At 28.5% G+C, this 19,281-nt stretch carries 29 protein-coding genes; all 29 read left to right on the top strand.

Annotation, left to right across the window (positions count from 1 at the left end; genetic code table 11):
* Window positions 1-264: 264 nt before the first annotated feature.
* Window positions 265-882 carry a hypothetical protein gene (locus tag AC0N0V_RS18090; RefSeq protein WP_474459981.1) on the top strand — a complete coding sequence of 206 codons (618 nt, stop codon included), beginning with the start codon at window positions 265-267 and terminating at the stop codon, window positions 880-882.
* Between the two features lie 1,076 nt (window positions 883-1,958).
* A complete protein-coding gene (locus tag AC0N0V_RS18085) occupies window positions 1,959-2,282 on the top strand; it encodes a hypothetical protein (RefSeq protein ID WP_474459979.1) in 324 nt (107 codons plus the stop codon).
* A 4-nt stretch (window positions 2,283-2,286) separates the two neighbouring features.
* Window positions 2,287-2,523, top strand: coding sequence for a hypothetical protein (locus tag AC0N0V_RS18080; protein WP_474459976.1), 237 nt, complete (start codon window positions 2,287-2,289; stop codon window positions 2,521-2,523).
* 30 nt (window positions 2,524-2,553) lie between these two features.
* Complete coding sequence (locus tag AC0N0V_RS18075) at window positions 2,554-3,000, top strand: YbjN domain-containing protein (RefSeq protein ID WP_474459974.1); 447 nt, start codon at window positions 2,554-2,556, stop codon at window positions 2,998-3,000.
* Window positions 2,987-3,409: a hypothetical protein gene (locus AC0N0V_RS18070; protein WP_474459972.1), complete on the top strand. Its 423-nt coding sequence runs from the start codon at window positions 2,987-2,989 to the stop codon at window positions 3,407-3,409. The genes AC0N0V_RS18075 and AC0N0V_RS18070 overlap by 14 nt, the downstream gene beginning before the upstream one ends.
* A gap of 195 nt (window positions 3,410-3,604) precedes the next feature.
* Window positions 3,605-3,811: a type II secretion system F family protein gene (locus tag AC0N0V_RS18065; protein WP_474464580.1), complete on the top strand. Its 207-nt coding sequence runs from the start codon at window positions 3,605-3,607 to the stop codon at window positions 3,809-3,811.
* 149 nt (window positions 3,812-3,960) lie between these two features.
* The gene (locus tag AC0N0V_RS18060; RefSeq protein ID WP_474459970.1) at window positions 3,961-4,371 is read left to right on the top strand and encodes a type II secretion system protein; all 411 of its coding nucleotides are present in this window, start codon (window positions 3,961-3,963) and stop codon (window positions 4,369-4,371) included.
* A gap of 112 nt (window positions 4,372-4,483) precedes the next feature.
* Window positions 4,484-4,936: a prepilin-type N-terminal cleavage/methylation domain-containing protein gene (locus AC0N0V_RS18055; protein ID WP_474459968.1), complete on the top strand. Its 453-nt coding sequence runs from the start codon at window positions 4,484-4,486 to the stop codon at window positions 4,934-4,936.
* Window positions 4,920-5,363 carry a type IV pilus modification PilV family protein gene (locus tag AC0N0V_RS18050; RefSeq protein WP_474459966.1) on the top strand — a complete coding sequence of 148 codons (444 nt, stop codon included), beginning with the start codon at window positions 4,920-4,922 and terminating at the stop codon, window positions 5,361-5,363. Before AC0N0V_RS18055 ends, AC0N0V_RS18050 begins: the two co-directional genes overlap by 17 nt.
* Window positions 5,332-5,826, top strand: a complete 495-nt coding sequence (locus AC0N0V_RS18045) for a competence type IV pilus minor pilin ComGF (protein ID WP_474459964.1) — start codon at window positions 5,332-5,334, stop codon at window positions 5,824-5,826. The genes AC0N0V_RS18050 and AC0N0V_RS18045 overlap by 32 nt, the downstream gene beginning before the upstream one ends.
* Window positions 5,827-5,882: 56 nt before the next feature.
* Window positions 5,883-6,236, top strand: coding sequence for a hypothetical protein (locus tag AC0N0V_RS18040; RefSeq protein WP_474459962.1), 354 nt, complete (start codon window positions 5,883-5,885; stop codon window positions 6,234-6,236).
* The gene (locus AC0N0V_RS18035; protein ID WP_474459960.1) at window positions 6,233-7,006 is read left to right on the top strand and encodes a hypothetical protein; all 774 of its coding nucleotides are present in this window, start codon (window positions 6,233-6,235) and stop codon (window positions 7,004-7,006) included. Before AC0N0V_RS18040 ends, AC0N0V_RS18035 begins: the two co-directional genes overlap by 4 nt.
* A 73-nt stretch (window positions 7,007-7,079) precedes the next feature.
* Window positions 7,080-7,541 (top strand): hypothetical protein, encoded by a 462-nt coding sequence (locus AC0N0V_RS18030; RefSeq protein WP_474459958.1) that lies wholly within the window; start codon window positions 7,080-7,082, stop codon window positions 7,539-7,541.
* A gap of 12 nt (window positions 7,542-7,553) precedes the next feature.
* Window positions 7,554-7,964: a hypothetical protein gene (locus tag AC0N0V_RS18025; RefSeq protein WP_474459956.1), complete on the top strand. Its 411-nt coding sequence runs from the start codon at window positions 7,554-7,556 to the stop codon at window positions 7,962-7,964.
* A gap of 181 nt (window positions 7,965-8,145) precedes the next feature.
* Window positions 8,146-9,225: a M24 family metallopeptidase gene (locus AC0N0V_RS18020; RefSeq protein WP_474459953.1), complete on the top strand. Its 1,080-nt coding sequence runs from the start codon at window positions 8,146-8,148 to the stop codon at window positions 9,223-9,225.
* A 226-nt stretch (window positions 9,226-9,451) separates the two neighbouring features.
* Window positions 9,452-10,009 (top strand): elongation factor P, encoded by a 558-nt coding sequence (gene efp / locus AC0N0V_RS18015; protein ID WP_474459951.1) that lies wholly within the window; start codon window positions 9,452-9,454, stop codon window positions 10,007-10,009.
* Window positions 10,010-10,048: 39 nt separating this feature from the next.
* Window positions 10,049-10,447 (top strand): CD1247 N-terminal domain-containing protein, encoded by a 399-nt coding sequence (locus tag AC0N0V_RS18010; protein ID WP_474459949.1) that lies wholly within the window; start codon window positions 10,049-10,051, stop codon window positions 10,445-10,447.
* Between the two features lie 227 nt (window positions 10,448-10,674).
* Entirely contained in the window at window positions 10,675-11,601 is a 927-nt protein-coding gene (gene spoIIIAA / locus AC0N0V_RS18005) for a stage III sporulation protein AA (RefSeq protein ID WP_474459947.1), read from the top strand.
* A 1-nt stretch (window position 11,602) separates the two neighbouring features.
* Window positions 11,603-12,121: a stage III sporulation protein SpoIIIAB gene (gene spoIIIAB, locus AC0N0V_RS18000; RefSeq protein WP_474459945.1), complete on the top strand. Its 519-nt coding sequence runs from the start codon at window positions 11,603-11,605 to the stop codon at window positions 12,119-12,121.
* Between the two features lie 100 nt (window positions 12,122-12,221).
* Window positions 12,222-12,419 (top strand): stage III sporulation protein AC, encoded by a 198-nt coding sequence (gene spoIIIAC / locus AC0N0V_RS17995; protein WP_474459943.1) that lies wholly within the window; start codon window positions 12,222-12,224, stop codon window positions 12,417-12,419.
* A gap of 9 nt (window positions 12,420-12,428) precedes the next feature.
* On the top strand, window positions 12,429-12,812 hold the full coding sequence (gene spoIIIAD, locus AC0N0V_RS17990) for a stage III sporulation protein AD (RefSeq protein WP_474459940.1): 384 nt from the start codon (window positions 12,429-12,431) through the stop codon (window positions 12,810-12,812).
* Between the two features lie 8 nt (window positions 12,813-12,820).
* A complete protein-coding gene (gene spoIIIAE, locus AC0N0V_RS17985) occupies window positions 12,821-14,002 on the top strand; it encodes a stage III sporulation protein AE (RefSeq protein ID WP_474459938.1) in 1,182 nt (393 codons plus the stop codon).
* A 389-nt stretch (window positions 14,003-14,391) separates the two neighbouring features.
* The gene (gene spoIIIAF, locus AC0N0V_RS17980; RefSeq protein ID WP_474459936.1) at window positions 14,392-14,979 is read left to right on the top strand and encodes a stage III sporulation protein AF; all 588 of its coding nucleotides are present in this window, start codon (window positions 14,392-14,394) and stop codon (window positions 14,977-14,979) included.
* Between the two features lie 172 nt (window positions 14,980-15,151).
* Window positions 15,152-15,784 (top strand): stage III sporulation protein AG, encoded by a 633-nt coding sequence (gene spoIIIAG, locus AC0N0V_RS17975; protein WP_474459934.1) that lies wholly within the window; start codon window positions 15,152-15,154, stop codon window positions 15,782-15,784.
* Window positions 15,785-15,843: 59 nt separating this feature from the next.
* Window positions 15,844-16,353 (top strand): SpoIIIAH-like family protein, encoded by a 510-nt coding sequence (locus AC0N0V_RS17970; RefSeq protein ID WP_474459931.1) that lies wholly within the window; start codon window positions 15,844-15,846, stop codon window positions 16,351-16,353.
* A gap of 258 nt (window positions 16,354-16,611) precedes the next feature.
* Window positions 16,612-17,004 carry an Asp23/Gls24 family envelope stress response protein gene (locus AC0N0V_RS17965; RefSeq protein WP_474459929.1) on the top strand — a complete coding sequence of 131 codons (393 nt, stop codon included), beginning with the start codon at window positions 16,612-16,614 and terminating at the stop codon, window positions 17,002-17,004.
* A 139-nt stretch (window positions 17,005-17,143) separates the two neighbouring features.
* Window positions 17,144-17,614: a transcription antitermination factor NusB gene (gene nusB, locus AC0N0V_RS17960; protein WP_474459926.1), complete on the top strand. Its 471-nt coding sequence runs from the start codon at window positions 17,144-17,146 to the stop codon at window positions 17,612-17,614.
* Between the two features lie 106 nt (window positions 17,615-17,720).
* Entirely contained in the window at window positions 17,721-18,941 is a 1,221-nt protein-coding gene (xseA, locus tag AC0N0V_RS17955) for an exodeoxyribonuclease VII large subunit (protein WP_474459923.1), read from the top strand.
* Window positions 18,942-19,052: 111 nt separating this feature from the next.
* The gene (locus tag AC0N0V_RS17950; protein WP_474459921.1) at window positions 19,053-19,271 is read left to right on the top strand and encodes an exodeoxyribonuclease VII small subunit; all 219 of its coding nucleotides are present in this window, start codon (window positions 19,053-19,055) and stop codon (window positions 19,269-19,271) included.
* The last annotated feature ends 10 nt before the right edge of the window (window positions 19,272-19,281 follow it).

The following is a 19,281-nucleotide window of genomic DNA, read 5'->3' as shown; positions in this document are numbered from 1 at the left end:
TACATCAAATCAGTGTAGGGGTTGTTGAACGACCGCTATAGACGGTTACATATTACTGGGAGTTAGTTGATCGACTGCCAGAAGAAGCTCATGTTTTATAAAACATGAGCTTTATGTTTTATAAAATTGAATAAATATATAGGGTTTAAGTTAAGTGTTTAAAATATAATGTATAATTTCATATTAATCTTTTGACTATATATTGTTAAAAGGAAAATTTAACCTTCTGTCGAATATCAATAGTATTTGATGGGAGGTTTATTTATGTCTAAAAAAATAATAGAAACCGAGGAAGAAAAAAGTATTAAAGAATTTGATAAGTATTTTAAATCATGTCAAGAAAAAGAACATGAAGAAATACAAAAACTATATAATCATATAAGAGAATCATATGAACTTGAATTTAAAGATAATGAAATGAAAATTAAAATTGAGAAAATGAATTTAGAAAGAAATATTGGTAAATATCAAGGTGCTTTACGTAAAAGTAACCTTAACCTTTTAATTGGTATGTTTGGGATAATGCTTCAACTTGTACTACCAGAATTTTTAAAAGCGATTGGAATCAATAAACCTATATTAAGCTTGATTTTTATGATGATTATTATAGTAGGTGTAATATATAATATGGGGAAGGATTCTGATAAACAACGCCCGAGAGATTTAATGCAGTTTGTAGCTTTAAAAGTTTTAGATGATATGGAAAAAGAAGTTAAAGAAAAGAAAACACAACCAATGAATAACTCCTCTTTTGATGAGGTAGCAGCTACTATTAATAATGATAGAGATGAAGAGAAGTTTGATGCTAGGGTCAAAGGCAATAAAGGTATAAAAGGATTAATAAATATTATATCTATAACAAATATTGAAAGAAAAAAGTAATTGGTCATATTCTTATATTAACAGATGAGAACGTCTAAACGGAACAGAAGGGTTATCTTCTGAGTGGGAATATCGTTCTTGAATTGAAGGAAGATTTACTACAAGAGATATGAGTAACAATAGACTTGGCCAGTCGAATAAAATACCATTTGAAACAAAGAAGATGTTAAAATCTCTTTATGTGGCTATGCTATAAAGAATACTAGTATTAGAAAATCAAAAATAATATAGTAAAATGCATTAGCATTAAGCGTTTATAAAAAAGACTTCTTAAGTAGATATTAAGAGGCCTTTTTATTTTTGGTAAAAGGCATTTCAAACATTTTAGTAATATCAATTCTAATCTACAATGTATTAAAATAAGATATTGTAGATGTTATTTTAATTAGTAAACAATTATTAATTACGTTTCCTGTAAAAAATTATGTAATATTTTTTATAATGTCTTTTTACTATAATAAATATAATTAGTATATAAAAATCAAAATATATATTATAAAAGATTTAATTAGAAAAAGTATAGGTTTGAAACGAATAACATATTACTTTATTATAAGTTAAAACGGTCTTATTTGTTGTTATCGAATGGCTTGATTAGAGGAGGGATTTGTATAACTTAAAAAACACAAACCATTAATACATAATATAAAAATATTATGTATTAATCATTAAACAGTATAAAATGATAATTTTTCTTTGGTATTGATATAAAATTAATAAAAAATGCAATTAAATTGGTGTTTTATGTAGGAATGTGTGTATTTTTTTGTTATAATGACTATATAAAGGAAATGTATTATTATAGGGTTACTTCCTTATATGTGTTATAATGGAAATGTAATCCAAATATATATTAGATAGAAGGATAAGTTTTATAGAATATATCTCAATATCAAAGAATTTAAGACAATATAAATTAAAACAATTTGATCTAAAGAAAAGTTATAAAATATTAGTATATGAAATTCTCTTTTTAAAATTTGGTTATGTGAATTTTAGTATATAATTGATTATTGGCTTATGCATTTTATAAATATCAAACAAAAATAAGCAATTTTAAATTACGTGGGGGAAAAATGGCTAAGGATTTTTTTAATTGGAGTTTTAATAATAAAGTAAAACAATCCAAAAAGATGACTGCAAAATTGCAAAAAATAAATGATGAAATTAACACAAAGTTTAGATGTTTCGTTGATAAAGAGGTTATTGAAAGTTTAAAAAAAACAGTAGATGCCTATGGTAATGAAAAACAAAAGCAAGTGTTTAATGAATTTTGTATAAAATATCACTCGGGAGATTTAACGGGGGAAGACGTAAGTGTGTTTAATTTAATGCACCATGTTTATGGAGAAAAGATGCCAGAAGAGATAGAGAAAAAGAAATATGGTTTGGAGGGGTAAAGTTATGTATAAATCATTATTTTTCAAACCTAAATATACAATTGGAACATATAAAAATTTTATAAATAATTTTATTATGGAATTTAACTTAAATACGATTGAACAATCAAATAAAGTTTATATTTTAGAAAATACAAGTATGATTGTTAAATTTGAGCCGAAATTTGCTGAAATTTTAATATATGATGATAAAAATATAAATGAAATTAGAAAGATAAAAGATTATTTCTATAAATGCTAAATGCTAAAAGATAAATGGGTGGGGGAACATATGATTAAGTTTAATAAAATATTGGATGAGTTAAATATCGAGTATAAGACAATAGCAGAAGATGAGGAAATAAAAGTATCATATATATGTACTTATAATTATGATTACAAAACAAAAATACCTTTTAAAATTATAATTGATAAAGAAATCAGGACATTTAGTTTATTTTCATCTTGTATTTTGAAGGTTACTAAAAAAATGAGAGCACAAGTTTTGGAATTGATTAATACCATTAATATAGAACTTATCTATGGTCTACTTTATATTGATACAGATGATGAACTTACATATTATATAGGAGCTTCACTTGAAGGGAAGAGAAATTTTATAAACGAACAACAAGTTGATGATTATATTACAGTTATGATTTCAACAATGATAGAATGTGCAAAGAGTTTAGGTGAAATCATTTATTTAGATGAAGGTGATGAAGATGAATCAAAATAGGAGATTTTTTATATCTTTATTAATTGCATCTTCACTAATTATTATAAGAATTACAGTTATAAATGCACCAGAAATTATTTCTTTGAGAGTTATGTCATCAATAAATATCATTGCTTTTAATTATGTATTGTATACAATTTATGAGAAAGCTTACAAAGAAATGAAGGATTTACATAATAAAATAGGGAAAGATAAGCCAAACCATGTTCCAATTAATAGACATATAAAGAAATTTGAAAAAGTAATAATAGGATTAGGACTGATACTATTAATTATGACAATATTGTATGTCATGTGGGGAGGGAATGGTGTCATCAACGATATATTGACAATATTGGCATTAATACTATCAATTGAAGACGATGTGTTTTCTAAAAAGTTGTGTCTTATGAGTTACAGTTATTATTAACTTTATGAATTATTAAAGATTCTAATTTAGAGTCTTTTTTATTTTGCCTAAAATCAATCCCCTTGTATAAATTAATAAAGTTATTGTCAATAATTAATAGTATAGACAAGGCTTAATTTGGAATACTTACATTAATTATATGTAGTCTATGTTGGAGGTGTTGAAATGTATGGGGTTGGTGGAATAGTGGACTAGATATTAAACACTGGTGAAGAAACAGGTAATTTGGATTATATGTTAACTAAAATAGGTAGAATACTTATAGGTGAAGTTGAGGAGAGTTTGAAAAAAATTATAACATTTATAGAGCCTATGATAATGATATTTTTAACTTTTTTTATTGGGTTATTTGTTATGGCAGCGTTCATGCCTGCATTTAGCATTATGGATTCTATGGAATAGAATAGCAATTTTTATTAGAGAGTCTTTATTAAATCAGCTTTCGGAAAATTTGATGTCTATTTTGGAAAATCGTAGTATATAAAAATTTAGCACAAAAGGAGAGTATGATTATGTTTTGTTACGATTTTTATAGTCAGAAGAATGTATAAATGAGAAAGTTAACTGTAAAAAAGAAAGGATTTACGTTAATAGAGCTAATGCTAGTAACTTCAATTATATTAGCATTAATGGGATTCATGGTTCCAAAGTTCTCTAGTTATCGTGAAAAAGTAAAGGAAACGAAAGCAATAAGTATAGCAAAACAAATAGAAACTGCAGCTATGGCTAGTTATGGGTACAATGATGGTAGGTTTCTTGAAGGTGATGTAGAAACAAATATAAGTAAATTGACTTCATTGGCGGGAGCTGATGCAACAGTCCAGTCAAATAATCAGAGTATAGTAATAGGTTATACTAGTGACGCAAAAGCATATAATCTAACAATTAATGCTGGCACAAGTGAAGTTATACTAGAAGAAGTAGTCGGAAATACTAAAAATAAAATATATCCTAAATCCTAAATAACTCAGAATTAGAATAAGAAAAACAAGGTTGGTATAAGGTAGTTGTATGTTTACATCATTAACAATAGATTAATTTTGAATATAAATTAGTTAAAATTAAGGAGAATTTATGTGTAGTATCGGTAATAAAAATAAAGGATTCACTTTAATAGAGATAGTCTTAGTAATTGGAATAATAGCAATATTTTTAAGTTTTAGCATAATAAATGTAGGAGCATATAGAAGGTTAACTAATAAGGTAGATTCAGAAATATTTAGTAATAGCCTATTGAACTTTATTAATAATTCAAAGGAATATTGTAGAGACAAAGGAGCGGGAGGCTATATTTATTTTAATTCTGACAAAAATATGATAACTTTCAATAGCGGTATAAAACAGATTTACAAGTTACCTATTCCTGAAGGATTTAAAATGAATAAGGTAAGAGATGACAATAAAATACAAATTGATAACAGAGGGATGAGCACTGATGCCTGTACTATAAATTTTTTTGATAGGGAAGGAACAACACATTCTATGAGTATGATGGTTGGAACGGCGCATATTGAGATCAGGGATTAAGAAGGGAGTTACTTTAATTGAACTGCTTTGCAGTATGGCTATTTTCTCTATGTTATTTATTGCAGCGTTAACTATACAATTAGATTCTTTAAAGTTAAAAAACTATAGTAAACAGTCAGTACACTACTCTACTTTTTTTGAAAGTATTAAAAATAATATGATTTACAATACTACTTATGGTGAATTACAAGAACTTAACTTGAAGAGTAGATATTACATACCGGAAGATAAAATTTTATTCTATGACATAAATGATAAAGGAATAATTAATTTGTTCACTGATGTAAAACCACAAAAAGAGCCTTATCTAGTAATTAACATTCAAGAGGGAGATGTACTAAAAGTAAATTTGAAGCTTTTTATAAAGCAATTTAATAATACTAGAGTTATGGAGTGTGAATTTTATAAAGGGAAATATAAAAGATAAAGTTTGTAAAAGAAGAGGTTTTTCATTATTAGAACTCATTATAGCAACATCTTTAATAGGTATTTTAGTTGCTAGCCAAGTTATCATAATTTCTAGATATATGAAGCTTCATAGCAAAGAAATAAATGAAAGTAGAGAAAGCTTCTATATTGATCAGGCGTTTATTATAATTGAATATCAAATTCGTAGTGCTGAATATGTAGACGTTAAGGATAACAGAATTATTCTGAAGAGGTTTAATGAACCAAGGTTTGATTATATTCGAAAAGACAGGGACTCAGACATTATAATTTCATATGGAGCGATTAACTCATCCGGTTCCAATAATATACTAAAAAATACTAAGAATTTCAAGGTTGAAAGATCTAATCAAACGTTAAACATATCAATAGAAATGAGGGAAGGACATGTTTATGAAAGATGTATAGGATTAGAAAGAGTAAAAGTAAAGGATACGTCATGATATATACTTTGGTTATATGTAGTGTTAGTCTTTTTATAGCTATGGGATGTTATAGAATGGAGTTTTTAGTAAATAAAAATGCAAATAGGATGGAGAAGAATTCAGCTAAGATAGATAAATTACAAAAGATAAAAGAATATCTATTTACAAAGCTGGATGTGTATATTTATAAAAATGTAATAGATATCAATGAAGAAGAGATAAGCAAATTTCTATATTCTTTAGATAATATGGAGATATATTATGAAGGGTCATATATAAAGTACGATAAAAATAATGATTGTTTCTTAGTTCAATATAATGTAAATAATGTGTTTTTAAAAGAAGAACTCTATGAATATAAGGTGAAGGATACATCAATAATTTATGGATGCATAGATTATTCGTTTGTAAAGGGAGAGCTAAAATGATATCTAAAAATGGTATATTAGAGATATTTGATAAGCATTTGAGTTACAATGACTTACTTGGAAAAAGTCTTATAGAAAGGATATGCAATAGAAGAAGGACAGGAAGTTTTAAAATTAATGCCAATTGTATCCAAGACATTAAAATAGAGCTAAAAAATAAAAATCTATTTATAATTGTACATGGTGAGGAAATATATGTAAAGCTTATGACGTTACCAAAGGTAGGAAAAGAAAAAATGCGCTTTGTCATTAGAGAGGAATTAAGATATCGTTTTAAAAATTTAGATAATATAATGTTTACTTATGATATTTTCAAGGATAATGGAAAAAATTTAGATGTCATTGTTTTCTGTATGAACTGGAATAAATCGGAGTTAATAAATAAATGTGTACAAAGTGGTGGTGAGATAAAGGGTATATTTCCTATACAGTTTTGTATTTACAATAAATATAAACATCAAATAAAAGAAGAGAATTTCGTATTAATCTCTATGATAGAAAATACTACTTATTTACTTGGATGTTCTAATGACAAAATAATCGGAAATGCTGTTATAAAAACATTTGATTTTGAAAAATTTCAAGATGAAATAGAAAAGTTTATAGTTAAGTGTAATCTTATCAGAAGCATTGAATTCATGCCAATCATATTATTCCTGAATTTTTCAAGCAAGAAAACTATAAAATTAATATCAAAAACATATGGATGTAGAGATTTAGGTGAAATAAATGAAGAAGACAAAATAGAGATTTTTAAAAGTTTAGTATAGGATTTGGACTTTAACAAAAACTTAAAATTTATATAATATTGAAGTCTTATAAAGATGTAGGAGTAAATGTTAGATGAAAAGGATATTTTTTTTACCATACTGGTATCAAGAAAGCAAAATAGAGAAGAGAAGAAGAATAATAGGGTTTTGTTCGGTAGTTATTTTTATGTTAGATTTAATTTTTTTAGATATTTTGTTGCTAAGAATGAATAAAATTAAAATTTTAGAGGATAATGCTAAACAAAACGCTATTTTACAGAAGAGCGAATATCTAAAGAAAAATGAAAAGTTGATAAATAGTGATAAAACACTAGAGAGCTTTTTTGGAGTTATAAATAGTACTATAGCCAATACTAATTTTCACAGGATAAATATTGAAAATAGAAGTGTTGATTTACAAATAAACAGTTTAGATTTTGATTATAGCTTGTTTATTAAAGCAATTGAGAAAGAAAATAAGTTTATAATAAGAAGCTTAGAACTACCATATGAAAAGGAAAATGGTAAGTTTAAAGTTAATTTAGAGTTAAAGTGAAAGGGAATGTAGATGCATAGAAAGTATGAAATAGCGTTGTATTTAAGCCTAACTATATTTATTATTTTAGCTTTACAAAATTATAGGTCAGGTCAAAGATTATCACAAGTTATAAAAAACGCAGAATTAACAGAAAAAGATAAGACAAATAAAACTGTGGCTTTGAACAAATATGGATATGCTGATATTATAGAAGCTTTGGATAAGATAGATAATATGAAAATCAAAAAGATTGATAAGGATAAAGAAAATAATGTAGCAATAGTGCAAGTTGAATTATTGGGCGATATATATACTGTTGAAAAGGAATTAAAGTGTCTGAAAGACAAGAGGAATTTTCAAAAAATGAATAGTTTATTGTTAGAAAAAAGTGATAGTAGTGTAACTAGTACAATAAATATGAGTTTTATTAACAATAGATAATATTAATATTTGCAAATAATCACAAGTTTTGATAAAATAACATTGTTCATCTAGAATTGTAGTAATATAGTACAATTTTAGGCCATAATTTAAAGACTTAATCTCATTAGGAATAATTGTTATAAAAATAAGAAAAACTATTAACAGTATTATACCTAAGTGAATATTGGGGGAGTTAAGAATGTTTCAAAAAAGAATATCAAAATTAAGAGAAAAAATGAACAATAAAGGTCTTGATGCAGTACTTTTAGTTGGAGACGCTAATAGAAATTATTTGAGTGGTTTTACTGGAGATGAAAGTTTTTCAGTAATAACTTCTGATAAGGCATTTTTTATTACAGATTCTAGATTTACAGAACAGGCTAAGGAACAAGTCGTAAAAGAATATGAAGTTATTGAATATAGTAAAAATACTACTTTTGCAGATTTTCTAGCAGATTTAGTTAATAAAAATGGAATTTCAAAGCTTGGTTTTGAAGAAGATGTAGTTTCATTTAACACATATAGTCTTTATAAAAGTAAAGTTAGTTCTGAACTTATACCTATGGAAGGAATGGTTGAGGAAATCAGAATTATAAAAGATGAAAGTGAATTGGAAATTATAAGAAAAGCGGCAGATATTGCTGACAAAGCTTTTGAACATATCGTTAAATTTATAAAACCTGGTATGACAGAAAGAGAAATTGGATTAGAAATTGAATTTTATATGAAAAAATTAGGTGCTACAGCGTTATCATTTCCTTCTATTGTTGCGTCTGGAGCTAGATCAAGTTTACCACACGGTGTTGCTACCGATAAAGTAATAAACAATGGTGAGTTTTTAACGCTTGATTATGGTTGTGTTTATGAAGGATATTGTTCTGATATGACTAGAACACTTGTTATAGGAGAGCCTTCAGATAAGATGGTAGAAATATATAATGTTGTTTTAGAAGCACAACAAAGAGCGCTAAGGGCCTTTAAACCAGGTACACCTGCTATTGATGTAGATAAAGTTGCTAGAGATTATATAAAAGATAAGGGATATGGAGATTACTTTGGACATGGTCTTGGCCATGGTGTAGGAAGACAAATTCACGAGGCGCCAATGGTTGGATATAGAAATGCTAAGGAATTACAAGCAGGAATGGTAGTTACAGATGAACCGGGAATTTATATACCAGGTTTTGGTGGCGTTAGAATAGAAGACTTATTAGTAATAAAAGAAGATGGTATTGAAATTCTATCTAAATCACCTAAAGAACTTATATGTATAAAATAAAGTAAAACTTGCTTCACATGGATTTTTGAAGTTATATCTGAAATCTTATAAGTTAATCTAAGATTGTTTATTTATGTCTAACAATCATAATTTATAAGCATAATATAATAACAGTTCATGCTTAATGATACCAATAATATCTAGATAAATTTTTTGTATAGATTGTATATAATTACCTATAAAGGTTAAAATATAAAAATGATAATATTTTTGGAGGGATACATAAATGATATCAGCAGGAGAAATAAGAAAAGGTACTACTTTTGAAGATAATGGACAAGTGTTTACAGTAATAGAGTTTCTTCACGTTAAACCAGGTAAAGGAGCAGCTTTCGTTAGAACAAAGCTTAGAAATGTAATAACAGGAGGAGTAACTGACACAACTTTTAACCCAACTGCGAAACTTCAAGAAGCAGTTATAGAAAGAAAAGAAATGCAATACCTTTATTCAGATGGCGAATTATACTATTTCATGGATCAAGAAACTTTTGAGCAAATTCCACTAAACTATGAAAAAGTTGAAGATGCTATAAAATTCTTGAAAGAGAACATGTTCGCTATAATAAAGTTCTATAAAGGAGAAGCTTTCTCAGTAGAAGCTCCAAACTTTGTTGAATTAATGATAACTGAAACTGATCCAGGTGTTAAGGGAAATACTGCAACAAACGTTTTAAAGCCAGCTACTCTTGAAACTGGAGCTGTTGTTAATGTTCCAATATTTGTAAATGAAGGCGAAGTTATAAAAGTAGATACAAGAACAGGAGAATATATGTCAAGAGTTTAAGACATACTAATGGCAAAATAAATATAAGGATGTGATTGAATGAATTCTATTATCTCAAAAGTTTCTTATCTTAGTGGATTAGTAGACGGGTTAGCTATTGACCAAAATACTAAGGAAGGAAAGGTTTTAGTAGAAATTGTCAATGTACTTAGAGATATGGCAGAGGAAATATCGGATATATCCGAAGCTCAAAGAGATATGGAAGAATATATTGATGCCATAGATGAAGATTTATGTGAATTGCAGGACGGTACATATGATAGTGATTATGAAGCATATGAAGATGAAGGCGATAACTTTGTTCAATTAAAGTGTCAAGCTTGTAATGATGATATATACGTTGATAAAGAGTTACTAAATCAGAGAGAAGAAATAACATGTCCAAATTGCCATAATAAAATATCTATGGAAAACTGTCATTGTGAATGTGACAAATAATACTTAAAATATATTAAATTGCAATACCACACTAATGGAGCAATCCATTTGTGTGGTATTTTTATTAGTTGAGAGTTAAATATTGAGAGGTAAAAAGTTTTTTGCCCATCAATACTTAGCTCTCAGCTTAATTATAAAGGTTAGAGTAATATTATTACTCTAACTTTTTTTATTTTATTGGAATATTTTTTGATAAATGAAAATAGAAATTAATATAAAGAAAGGAGATGAGAAAGATAGATACAAAAGAAATTATAAACATTTTACCGCAAAACGTTAAAACTGCTCTTGGAGATATAATTACTTCAAAAGAACTTGAAGAAATAAGAATAAGAGCAGACAAGCCATTGATTTTTCAAGTTGGTAATAGAGAGATTGTTAATAAGTACATTCCTAATCTAGAAGATTTAAAGAATATTATACAGAGGATGAGTAACTACTCTATTTACGCTTTTGAAGAAGAAATAAGACAAGGGTATATAACTATTAGAGGTGGGCATAGAGTAGGTATATGCGGCAGATGTGTGATAGAAAAAAGTGAGGTAAAGACAATAAAGAATATAGCATCTGTTAACATCAGAATATGTAGAGAGGTTTTATCTTGCTCTGATAACATTATGAAATTTATTTTAAAAGGAAATGAAGTAATTAACACAATAATTATTTCACCACCTAAGTGTGGAAAAACCACATTAATAAGGGATATAACAAGAAATGTATCAGATGGGATGGATAGGATAAGCTTTTCTGGTAAGAAGGTTTGTGTAATTGATGAAAGAAGTGAAATTGGAGCATGCTATAGTGGATCACCTCAACTTCAAATTGGATTAAGAACTGATATTTTGGATGGGTGTCCTAAGAGTGAAGGTATAATGATGGCTATTAGAAGTATGTCACCAGATGTTATTGTCTGTGATGAAATAGGCACGTATAAGGATATGGATAGTATTTTAACAGCTTTAAATTCTGGGGTGAATTTAATTACAACAATACATGGTTACGACATTGAAGATTTGTATAATAGGCCTGTCTTTAAAGATATTATTGAAAATAACGTTTTTAAAAGGGCAATTGTACTTAGTAATAGAAAAGGCGTGGGAACTGTAGAATATATTTATGATTTTGATGATAAATCAGTAATATGGAGGGGGTAGAATGTTAAAGCTTATAGGATGTTTGATGATACTGGGTGCCTCCACTGGAATCGGATTTACGTATGCCGAAAAGTTTAAAAAGAGAACAATGCAGTTAAATGAAGTTCAAAGGTGCATTCATCAGCTTCAAAACGAAATTGTTTATACACATACTACTTTACCTGAGGCGATTATGGATGTGGCAAAAAAGAGTATTAATCCAATTAAAAGAATATTTGAAGAAATTGCAGGTTTATTGTTTTCAAATGATGTGGACAACGTATATGAGGCCTTCAACAAAGTGTTATTAAAAGAAAAAGAGAATTTAAATCTTAAAAAAGAGGATGTAAGGGTAGTACTTGATTTAGCTAAAAGTCTTGGAGAATCAGATATAGAGGGGCAATTAAGAATGTTCTCATTGACCTCAGAAAGCTTTAAAAAACAGATTGAAGAATCTGAATCCTTAATGTATAAAAATCTGAAAATGTATAGATATCTTGGTTTTTCTCTAGGAGCAATGCTTGTTATAATTCTAATCTAAAAATGAGATTGCTTAAGAAGTACTAGTCAGAGATTTAATATATGATTAGTTACTTTAGCTTAAATTCCTAAGTTTGAATTTAAAAAAGGGGGCAAATAAAATGTTAGATCCGACTTTGTTATTTAAGATAGCGGGGGTTTCACTTCTTGTAATAGTTTTGGATAAGATACTTAAAAGTGCAGGGAAGGATGACTTTGCTGTTGTAAGTAATATAACAGGTATAATTATTATACTTATGATGGTAATAGGTAAAGTAAATGAGTTATTTCACTCAGTAAGAACAATGTTTCAACTTTAGGAGGAAATTATGGAGATTGTAAAAATAGTTGCCTTTGGATTTTTGGCATTATTTATTGTTTTAGTTTTCAAAGGTCGAAGGGATGATCTTGCAGTTTACATAAGCATTGTGTTTGGAATACTTATATTCCTGTTTATGATAACTAAAATTACTGCAGTACTACAATTTATTCAACAATTGGCTGCTAAAGCAAATATAGATTTTATATATCTTACTACTGTTTTTAAAATACTCGCAATAGCGTATCTAGCATCCTTTTGTAGTGAAATATGTAGGGATGCTGGACAAGGTAGCATTGGTGCTAAGGTTGAGTTTGCAGGGAAAATTTTAATTTTAGTACTTGCGATCCCTATACTAATGGCTGTACTACAGTCAATTCTAAAGATAATGTAGGTGTTAATATGAAAAGGATTATATTAATTTTACTTATGGTTCTTATAACATCCTTCAAGGTACAAGCTATGGAGGGCAATAGTCCTTTGCAAGGTAGTAGCTCTTTACCTAGCAATATTCAACAAGTAGAAAGTAAGGAAATAGAACGTTTTTATGATTATATCACGAATATGAAGACGAAACATGAACTTCTCGAAGACATAGATGTAAAGACCTATGTAAAAGATTTTATGAAAACAGGAGATGGAAAGCTATCAACTAAAAAATTAGTTAATGCAATTGGAATGTATACTGTTAGAGAATTGGCTGCATCATTAAAATTATTAGCTCTTTTAGTTATTATAGCCCTTACCTGTTCATTACTTACTAACTTACAAAAGGCGTTTAGCAGCGAGAGCTTATCTAATATTGCATATTTTGCCTGTTATTCCTTGCTAATAGTAATAATGGCGAGAAGTTTTTATATAGGCGTAGACACTGCCAGATCAACCATAAAAGATATGTCAGAATTTATGACCGCACTAGTTCCTATTTTGATAATGCTTGTTGCAAGTGTTGGCGGTTTTGTGGAAGCAGCTGTTATGGACCCAATTATCATAGGATCCATAACTATAAGTGCAAAAATATTTATGGACGTAATAATTCCAATAATATGCATGGCTTTTGTACTTCAATTTGTAAATAATCTATCTTCGGAATATAAAATAGACAAGCTTACAAAACTTTTAAATCAAGTAGCACTCTGGGTACAGGGGATAATAATGACAGTATTTATTGGAATAATTACGATAAGAGGTATTACCTCAAAAACAATAGATCAGGTTACAGTTAAAACCGCCAAGTTTGCAGTGGATAACTTTATACCAATTGTAGGTAAAAGTCTTTCAGACGCTATAGCCACAGTAGCAGGATACTCTATCCTACTTAAAAATGCCTTAAGTAGTTTTGGACTTATAGCTCTTATAGTGATTATGATTTTCCCTATAATCAAGTTGTTCATTATGTCATTTTTGTATAAGCTTACAGCAGCTTTAATAGAGCCTATAAGTGATAGCAGATTAGTAAACTGTATAAATGCTGCAGGAGGATCAATAGTGTTAGTTGCATCCTGTTTAATATGTGTATCAGTCATGTTTTTCTTAATGATAGCTATAATAGCAACTGCTGGTAAAGTAATGATTGGAGCATGAAGATAACTAGTAAGTATAGATAAATCAACACAAAGCTAGACTTACATCCCGGGATATATTAGTGATTCTTCAGCACCATAAATACTTTTAATTCGTCTAAAGCTCGAATTCAAGAAAAGCTAAGAATATTTGATAACTCGCTTACGCTCAGACAATCAAATCTTCTAAACTTTTCTCAAATCCTTCGCTAAGACTCATGAAAAAGTATTTAAATGTACTTCAGAATCACTAATATATCCCTATGTATAAGTCAAGTATGCAGTTGATTTATCTATAATCAATATTTAAATTAAATTAGATCTTTCAAAGACAATAAGTTGTTGCTAGATAAGATTAAAAAATAAAGGCATAGGAGATCTGTATGAACATATGAAGGAGGGTGGTAAACATTGTTACAAACACTCAGAGAATGGCTTATAACAATTTGTACAGCAGTATTTTTTATTACTGCAGTAGAGATGATTTTACCGGATAATGGCTTGAAAAAATATGCAAAGTTTGTATTAGGATTAATTCTAATTACGGTATTTATTAATCCTATAATAAAGTTATTTGATAGAGATTTCGATTTAAGTGCATATACAAGCAATACCATTGAAAATTTTGATAAGAAGAAAACTGTAAATAATTTCAAACAGTATAAGGAAAACAACATAAACTCTACTGTTGAGGTATTTGAACTGAATTTACAAGTTAATTGTGAAAAGAAGTTGAAGGAAAAGTATCCACAAAGTAACTATAAGGTACAGGTAGAAGCAGTTTACAATAATGAAGATGACAAGCTTGCAATAAAGGATATTAAGGTTGGAGTTAAAGATGGAACAATTGAAAAAATCAAAAAGGTAAGTGTAGGAGGAGACAGTAAGTATGTAAATAATACAGATAATGTAGATGTCGAAAAAGTTACTGAGATTAAAAAATACTTGAGTAACGAATTAAATGTCTCCAGCGAAATAATACAGGTATCTAAACTTTAGATGTTGAAATCTAAGTTTATATTTACACTAATAATTAAGACTTTCTTAGGAACAATACAAATAATTTACGTGGACAATTATTAACTAATAACTGCCTATTGTAATATTTTGGACTTAATATTTTAACAAAACATATAAAGTAGGATAAAAAAGATAAAAAGGAGAGAAAAGTATGGATTTTAAAAAGTGGTTAGAAAAACTTATCAAGAATGAAAATGACAAAAACTCTTCAGACAAAAAGAATATAGCCAATCTACTTATATTACTTTTGGTAGGGGTACTAGTAGTTTTAACAGTAGGTTTCTACAAAACTTCAAGTTCACCCAATATCCAAACTTTAAGCCCTAACGTTGAAAAAGGAAGCAACAATAAGATTGATCAAGCTTCCACTTCTGATAAAAACGCAGAAAGCTACGAAGCTGTACTGCAAGATAAGTTAAGGGATACACTGGAGCAGATTGATGGTGTTGGTAAGGTTCAAGTAATGGTAAGTTTTGAAACAGGGGAAGAACAAATACCAGCAGTAAATATAAATGACTCCACAAGTACAACTGAGGAAAAGGATAATGAAGGTGGAACTAGAAGTACTACACAGAAAAATAATGGAAGTACTGTGGTTATTACTAATGATGGAGACAAGTCTGAGCCTCTTATAGTTAAAAAGTTTAAACCAAAAGTTTCTGGAGTTGTTGTTGTAGCAGAAGGAGCGGAAAATAAGGTTACTGAGATTAGAATATCAAGAGCTGTAATAAATCTATTCAATATTCCAGAGAATAAGGTTACTGTATATCCTATGAAAAAATAGCATATAAATAAATTTTTAAGCATATAATTTTTTTAGAAAGGTAGATAGGGGGAATAAAAATGAATAAAAAACAAGGTATAATCATTGGTACACTTTTAGCTCTTATTGTTTGTGCGGGGGTGCTTGCAACAAAGCTAAATAATCCGTTATATGTAAATGGCGGAGATTCAGCAGGAGAGAAAAGCCAAATATCTTTTAATAATAATAATAAGACAAGTAACAAAACTGAAGCTTTTGCAGAAGCTAAGTTAACTCGTGATCAAAGGAATGCACAAACTCTACAAACTTTAAAGACTTTAATTGATGACAAGAACGTTTCTAAAGAAAATAGGGAAGAGGCAGCTAAGAAGTATACTGAACTAGCAATGAATACTAACTATGAATCCAAGATAGAAACTACTTTAAAAAGCAAAGGATACGAAGATGTAATTTGCTCAATTGAAGAAAATAAAGTAAGAGTATCAGTTAAAGGTAAGGACAAGCTCACAGATAAAGAGACAAGAGAAATAAAAAATATTGTTGTTGGAATAGCTAAAATACAAGATGTAGAAATCGAAACTAAAAAATAAAATATACAACTAGACTGAACATATTTGTGAAGTCCTTCGAACCTTAAAATAGAATGAAATTTTAAGACTCGAAGGACTCATTATTTTATATGGAGAATTAATTTAATTAACAATAATGTATATTACGATATAAACATGGCAATATTCTATAATAAGGTTAATAATAACGACATTTTATTTGTAAAAGAAATTTGTATTTGGTATAATATAAACAAGACTACCTTTTGAATGATGTGAAAAACCTAGGGGGTACGATATATGGAAGAAAATATTAAAAATGAAATTGATATGGGCATTGTAAAAATATCAGATGAAGTAGTAGGCGTGATTGCTGGTCTTGCTACTACAGAAGTTAAGGGTATAGTAGGAATGAGCGCTAGCCTCGTTGGAGGTATAACTCAAATATTAAGCGGAAAGAAGAACTTATCAAAGGGCGTTAAAGTGAGCGTTGGTGAGAATAGCGCTGCTATTGATTTATATGTTGTTGTAGAGTATGGAGTAAGAATTCCAGATGTAGCCGTAGAAGTTCAAGAAAATGTAAAGAAAGCTGTTGAGTCAATGACTGGACTTAATGTTTCGGCAGTAAACATCCATGTTCAAAATGTTATGATTCCTAAAATGGAAGATATTTTAGAAGAAACTGAAGAATAATATTTACACCCTCTGAATTCAGAGGGTGTTTGTATGTTCGAACTTAAACTTGAACTGATGTAAGGGTTTAAAGTATAATTATACTTTAAATGACAATAATTAATTGTAGAAGAATACTTAGCTAAATTAGGAGGAAAAAATGAACAGAAGAAAATCAAGAGAACTTGCTATGAAATTATTATTTCAAATGACAATAAATAAGGAGGACTTTAAGGAGGCTATCGCTAACTTAAAGGAGGCTATTGAGACCGAAAGAGAAGAGATAGATGAATTAACTGGACTACCTTTAAAAAAAGAAACTAGTCCTGAAGATGTGGATTTAAAAGATGTAGATATGGAATATGTAATAAGAATTCTTAAAGGAGTTCAAGAGAAAACAGATAATATAGATACAGAAATTGAAAAGCATCTTAAAAATTGGAAACTTAATAGAGTATCTAAAATTGATATTACAATATTAAGAATATGTACATATGAATTCCTGTATGAAGAGGATATTCCAGAAAATGTATCTGTGAATGAAGCAATCGAATTAGCTAAGAAATATTCTGCGGATAAATCAGCTTCGTTTATAAATGGAGTTCTTGGAAATATGATTAAGAATAAATAACCTAAAGATGAAGAGTTATAATTAGATAAAGTTTTTAGGTTTAATAGGGTATATTTTGATTAAAGTGATTTATGAGTATCTATTAAATTAAGAAGGTAGAATTAATATGTATATTAAAACCTTAACTGTATCTGAGTTAAATAAGTATATTAAGAAGGTATTAGACAATGATTTTATATTGTCTAACTCTAGTATAAAAGGGGAAATATCAAATTTTAAACTTCACAGTAGTGGGCATATGTATTTTTCCTTAAAAGATGAGCAAAGCAAGATAAACTGTATAATGTTTAAGAGCGCAGCAAAAAACTTAACCTTCCTCCCAAAAAGTGGGATGAAGGTTATACTTAAAGGAAGGGTTTCTGTTTACGAGAAGGATGGAGCATATCAGTTTTACTGCGACGAAATGAAATTAGATGGGGTAGGAGAACTTTACGTAGCCTTTGAAAAGCTTAAAAGTAAGCTTGAAAGTCAAGGGTTGTTTGATGAAGGCCGAAAAAGACCTATACCCAAGTATGCAGAAAAAATAGGCGTTATAACATCTCCTACTGGTGCCGCTATAAGAGACATAATTAATGTTGCAAAGAGAAGAAATAAAAATATAGAAATCGTAATATATCCTGCATTAGTACAAGGGGTTAATGCTAGCAACAATATAATAAAAGGAATAGAGACTCTAAATGGAATAAAGGATATTGAACTTATTATAATTGCAAGAGGTGGAGGCTCTATTGAAGAGCTTTGGTCTTTTAATGACGAAGCATTAGCTCATGCAGTTTATAAATCTAAGAAACCAATTATAACAGGTGTTGGACACGAAATAGATTTTACTATAGTAGATTTCGTAAGTGATTTCAGAGCCCCTACACCTTCTGCGGCTGCAGAAATTGCAGTATTTAGCATAGATGAAGTTAAAGATAGAGTTTCATCACATAAAGGTGTTATAAATAATTTATTGAATATAAATTTATCTCAAAAGAAAACTAGGCTAAATTTACTAAAAAATAGTCTGGATAGACAAAATCCTGCAGTTTATATTGTAAATGAATATAAAAATATTGACAGATTAAAAGAGTTAATAAACTTGAAAATAAAAGGAAGAATAGAAAAAGAAAAAGAAAAACTTAGTAAAGTCAATGCGTTGCTTTCAGCACATAATCCACTAAATGTACTAAATAAAGGTTATGCAATTATTGAAGATAAGAATAAAAATGTAATAAGTGAAGTAAATAAGCTTGAACATTCCGAGGATATTAGAATAATACTAAGAGATGGTAGTGCTGAGTTACATTTAGCAGACAAAAGTAAAATAAATATAACTAAAAATTAGCTATTAAAGGTTGGTTATAACTAATAATTCTAAGGTTAAATATCTATACATACTTAAAAATTGTCATTTGCAAATAACTAACTCTTAATTTTGAAAACAGGGAGTGGTATTGTGGCAAGAAAAACTGAAAGTTATGAGAGTATGATAACAAAGCTTGAAGAGATTGTTGGCATAATGGATAGTAAGGAACTTTCTTTAGAGGACAGCATGAAAAAGTATGAAGAGGGTATAAAGTTATGTAATAAGCTTTATAAGACCTTAAGCGAAGCTGAAGGAAAGATAAAAATACTTACTGAAGATGGTGAAAAGGATTTTGAGGTAGAGAGCTAATTAAACTAAG

The organism is Clostridium sp. CS1-1, from assembly GCF_056135525.1.
Note: the sequence above shows the minus strand (reverse complement) of the source record. Positions and strands in the feature narration are given on the sequence as shown.

Bases quoted from the DNA above. Each gene is read 5' to 3' on its own strand.
- AC0N0V_RS18090 (WP_474459981.1), top strand. From the start codon at position 265: ATGTCTAAAAAAATAATAGAAACCGAGGAAGAAAAAAGTATTAAAGAA.
- AC0N0V_RS18085 (WP_474459979.1), top strand. From the start codon at position 1,959: ATGGCTAAGGATTTTTTTAATTGGAGTTTTAATAATAAAGTAAAACAA.
- AC0N0V_RS18080 (WP_474459976.1), top strand. From the start codon at position 2,287: ATGTATAAATCATTATTTTTCAAACCTAAATATACAATTGGAACATAT.
- AC0N0V_RS18075 (WP_474459974.1), top strand. From the start codon at position 2,554: ATGATTAAGTTTAATAAAATATTGGATGAGTTAAATATCGAGTATAAG.
- AC0N0V_RS18070 (WP_474459972.1), top strand. From the start codon at position 2,987: ATGAATCAAAATAGGAGATTTTTTATATCTTTATTAATTGCATCTTCA.
- AC0N0V_RS18060 (WP_474459970.1), top strand. From the start codon at position 3,961: ATGAGAAAGTTAACTGTAAAAAAGAAAGGATTTACGTTAATAGAGCTA.
- AC0N0V_RS18055 (WP_474459968.1), top strand. From the start codon at position 4,484: ATGTGTAGTATCGGTAATAAAAATAAAGGATTCACTTTAATAGAGATA.
- AC0N0V_RS18040 (WP_474459962.1), top strand. From the start codon at position 5,883: ATGGAGTTTTTAGTAAATAAAAATGCAAATAGGATGGAGAAGAATTCA.
- AC0N0V_RS18035 (WP_474459960.1), top strand. From the start codon at position 6,233: ATGATATCTAAAAATGGTATATTAGAGATATTTGATAAGCATTTGAGT.
- AC0N0V_RS18030 (WP_474459958.1), top strand. From the start codon at position 7,080: ATGAAAAGGATATTTTTTTTACCATACTGGTATCAAGAAAGCAAAATA.
- AC0N0V_RS18025 (WP_474459956.1), top strand. From the start codon at position 7,554: ATGCATAGAAAGTATGAAATAGCGTTGTATTTAAGCCTAACTATATTT.
- AC0N0V_RS18020 (WP_474459953.1), top strand. From the start codon at position 8,146: ATGTTTCAAAAAAGAATATCAAAATTAAGAGAAAAAATGAACAATAAA.
- efp (WP_474459951.1), top strand. From the start codon at position 9,452: ATGATATCAGCAGGAGAAATAAGAAAAGGTACTACTTTTGAAGATAAT.
- AC0N0V_RS18010 (WP_474459949.1), top strand. From the start codon at position 10,049: ATGAATTCTATTATCTCAAAAGTTTCTTATCTTAGTGGATTAGTAGAC.
- spoIIIAA (WP_474459947.1), top strand. From the start codon at position 10,675: ATGAGAAAGATAGATACAAAAGAAATTATAAACATTTTACCGCAAAAC.
- spoIIIAB (WP_474459945.1), top strand. From the start codon at position 11,603: ATGTTAAAGCTTATAGGATGTTTGATGATACTGGGTGCCTCCACTGGA.
- spoIIIAC (WP_474459943.1), top strand. From the start codon at position 12,222: ATGTTAGATCCGACTTTGTTATTTAAGATAGCGGGGGTTTCACTTCTT.
- spoIIIAD (WP_474459940.1), top strand. From the start codon at position 12,429: ATGGAGATTGTAAAAATAGTTGCCTTTGGATTTTTGGCATTATTTATT.
- spoIIIAE (WP_474459938.1), top strand. From the start codon at position 12,821: ATGAAAAGGATTATATTAATTTTACTTATGGTTCTTATAACATCCTTC.
- spoIIIAG (WP_474459934.1), top strand. From the start codon at position 15,152: ATGGATTTTAAAAAGTGGTTAGAAAAACTTATCAAGAATGAAAATGAC.
- AC0N0V_RS17970 (WP_474459931.1), top strand. From the start codon at position 15,844: ATGAATAAAAAACAAGGTATAATCATTGGTACACTTTTAGCTCTTATT.
- AC0N0V_RS17965 (WP_474459929.1), top strand. From the start codon at position 16,612: ATGGAAGAAAATATTAAAAATGAAATTGATATGGGCATTGTAAAAATA.
- nusB (WP_474459926.1), top strand. From the start codon at position 17,144: ATGAACAGAAGAAAATCAAGAGAACTTGCTATGAAATTATTATTTCAA.
- xseA (WP_474459923.1), top strand. From the start codon at position 17,721: ATGTATATTAAAACCTTAACTGTATCTGAGTTAAATAAGTATATTAAG.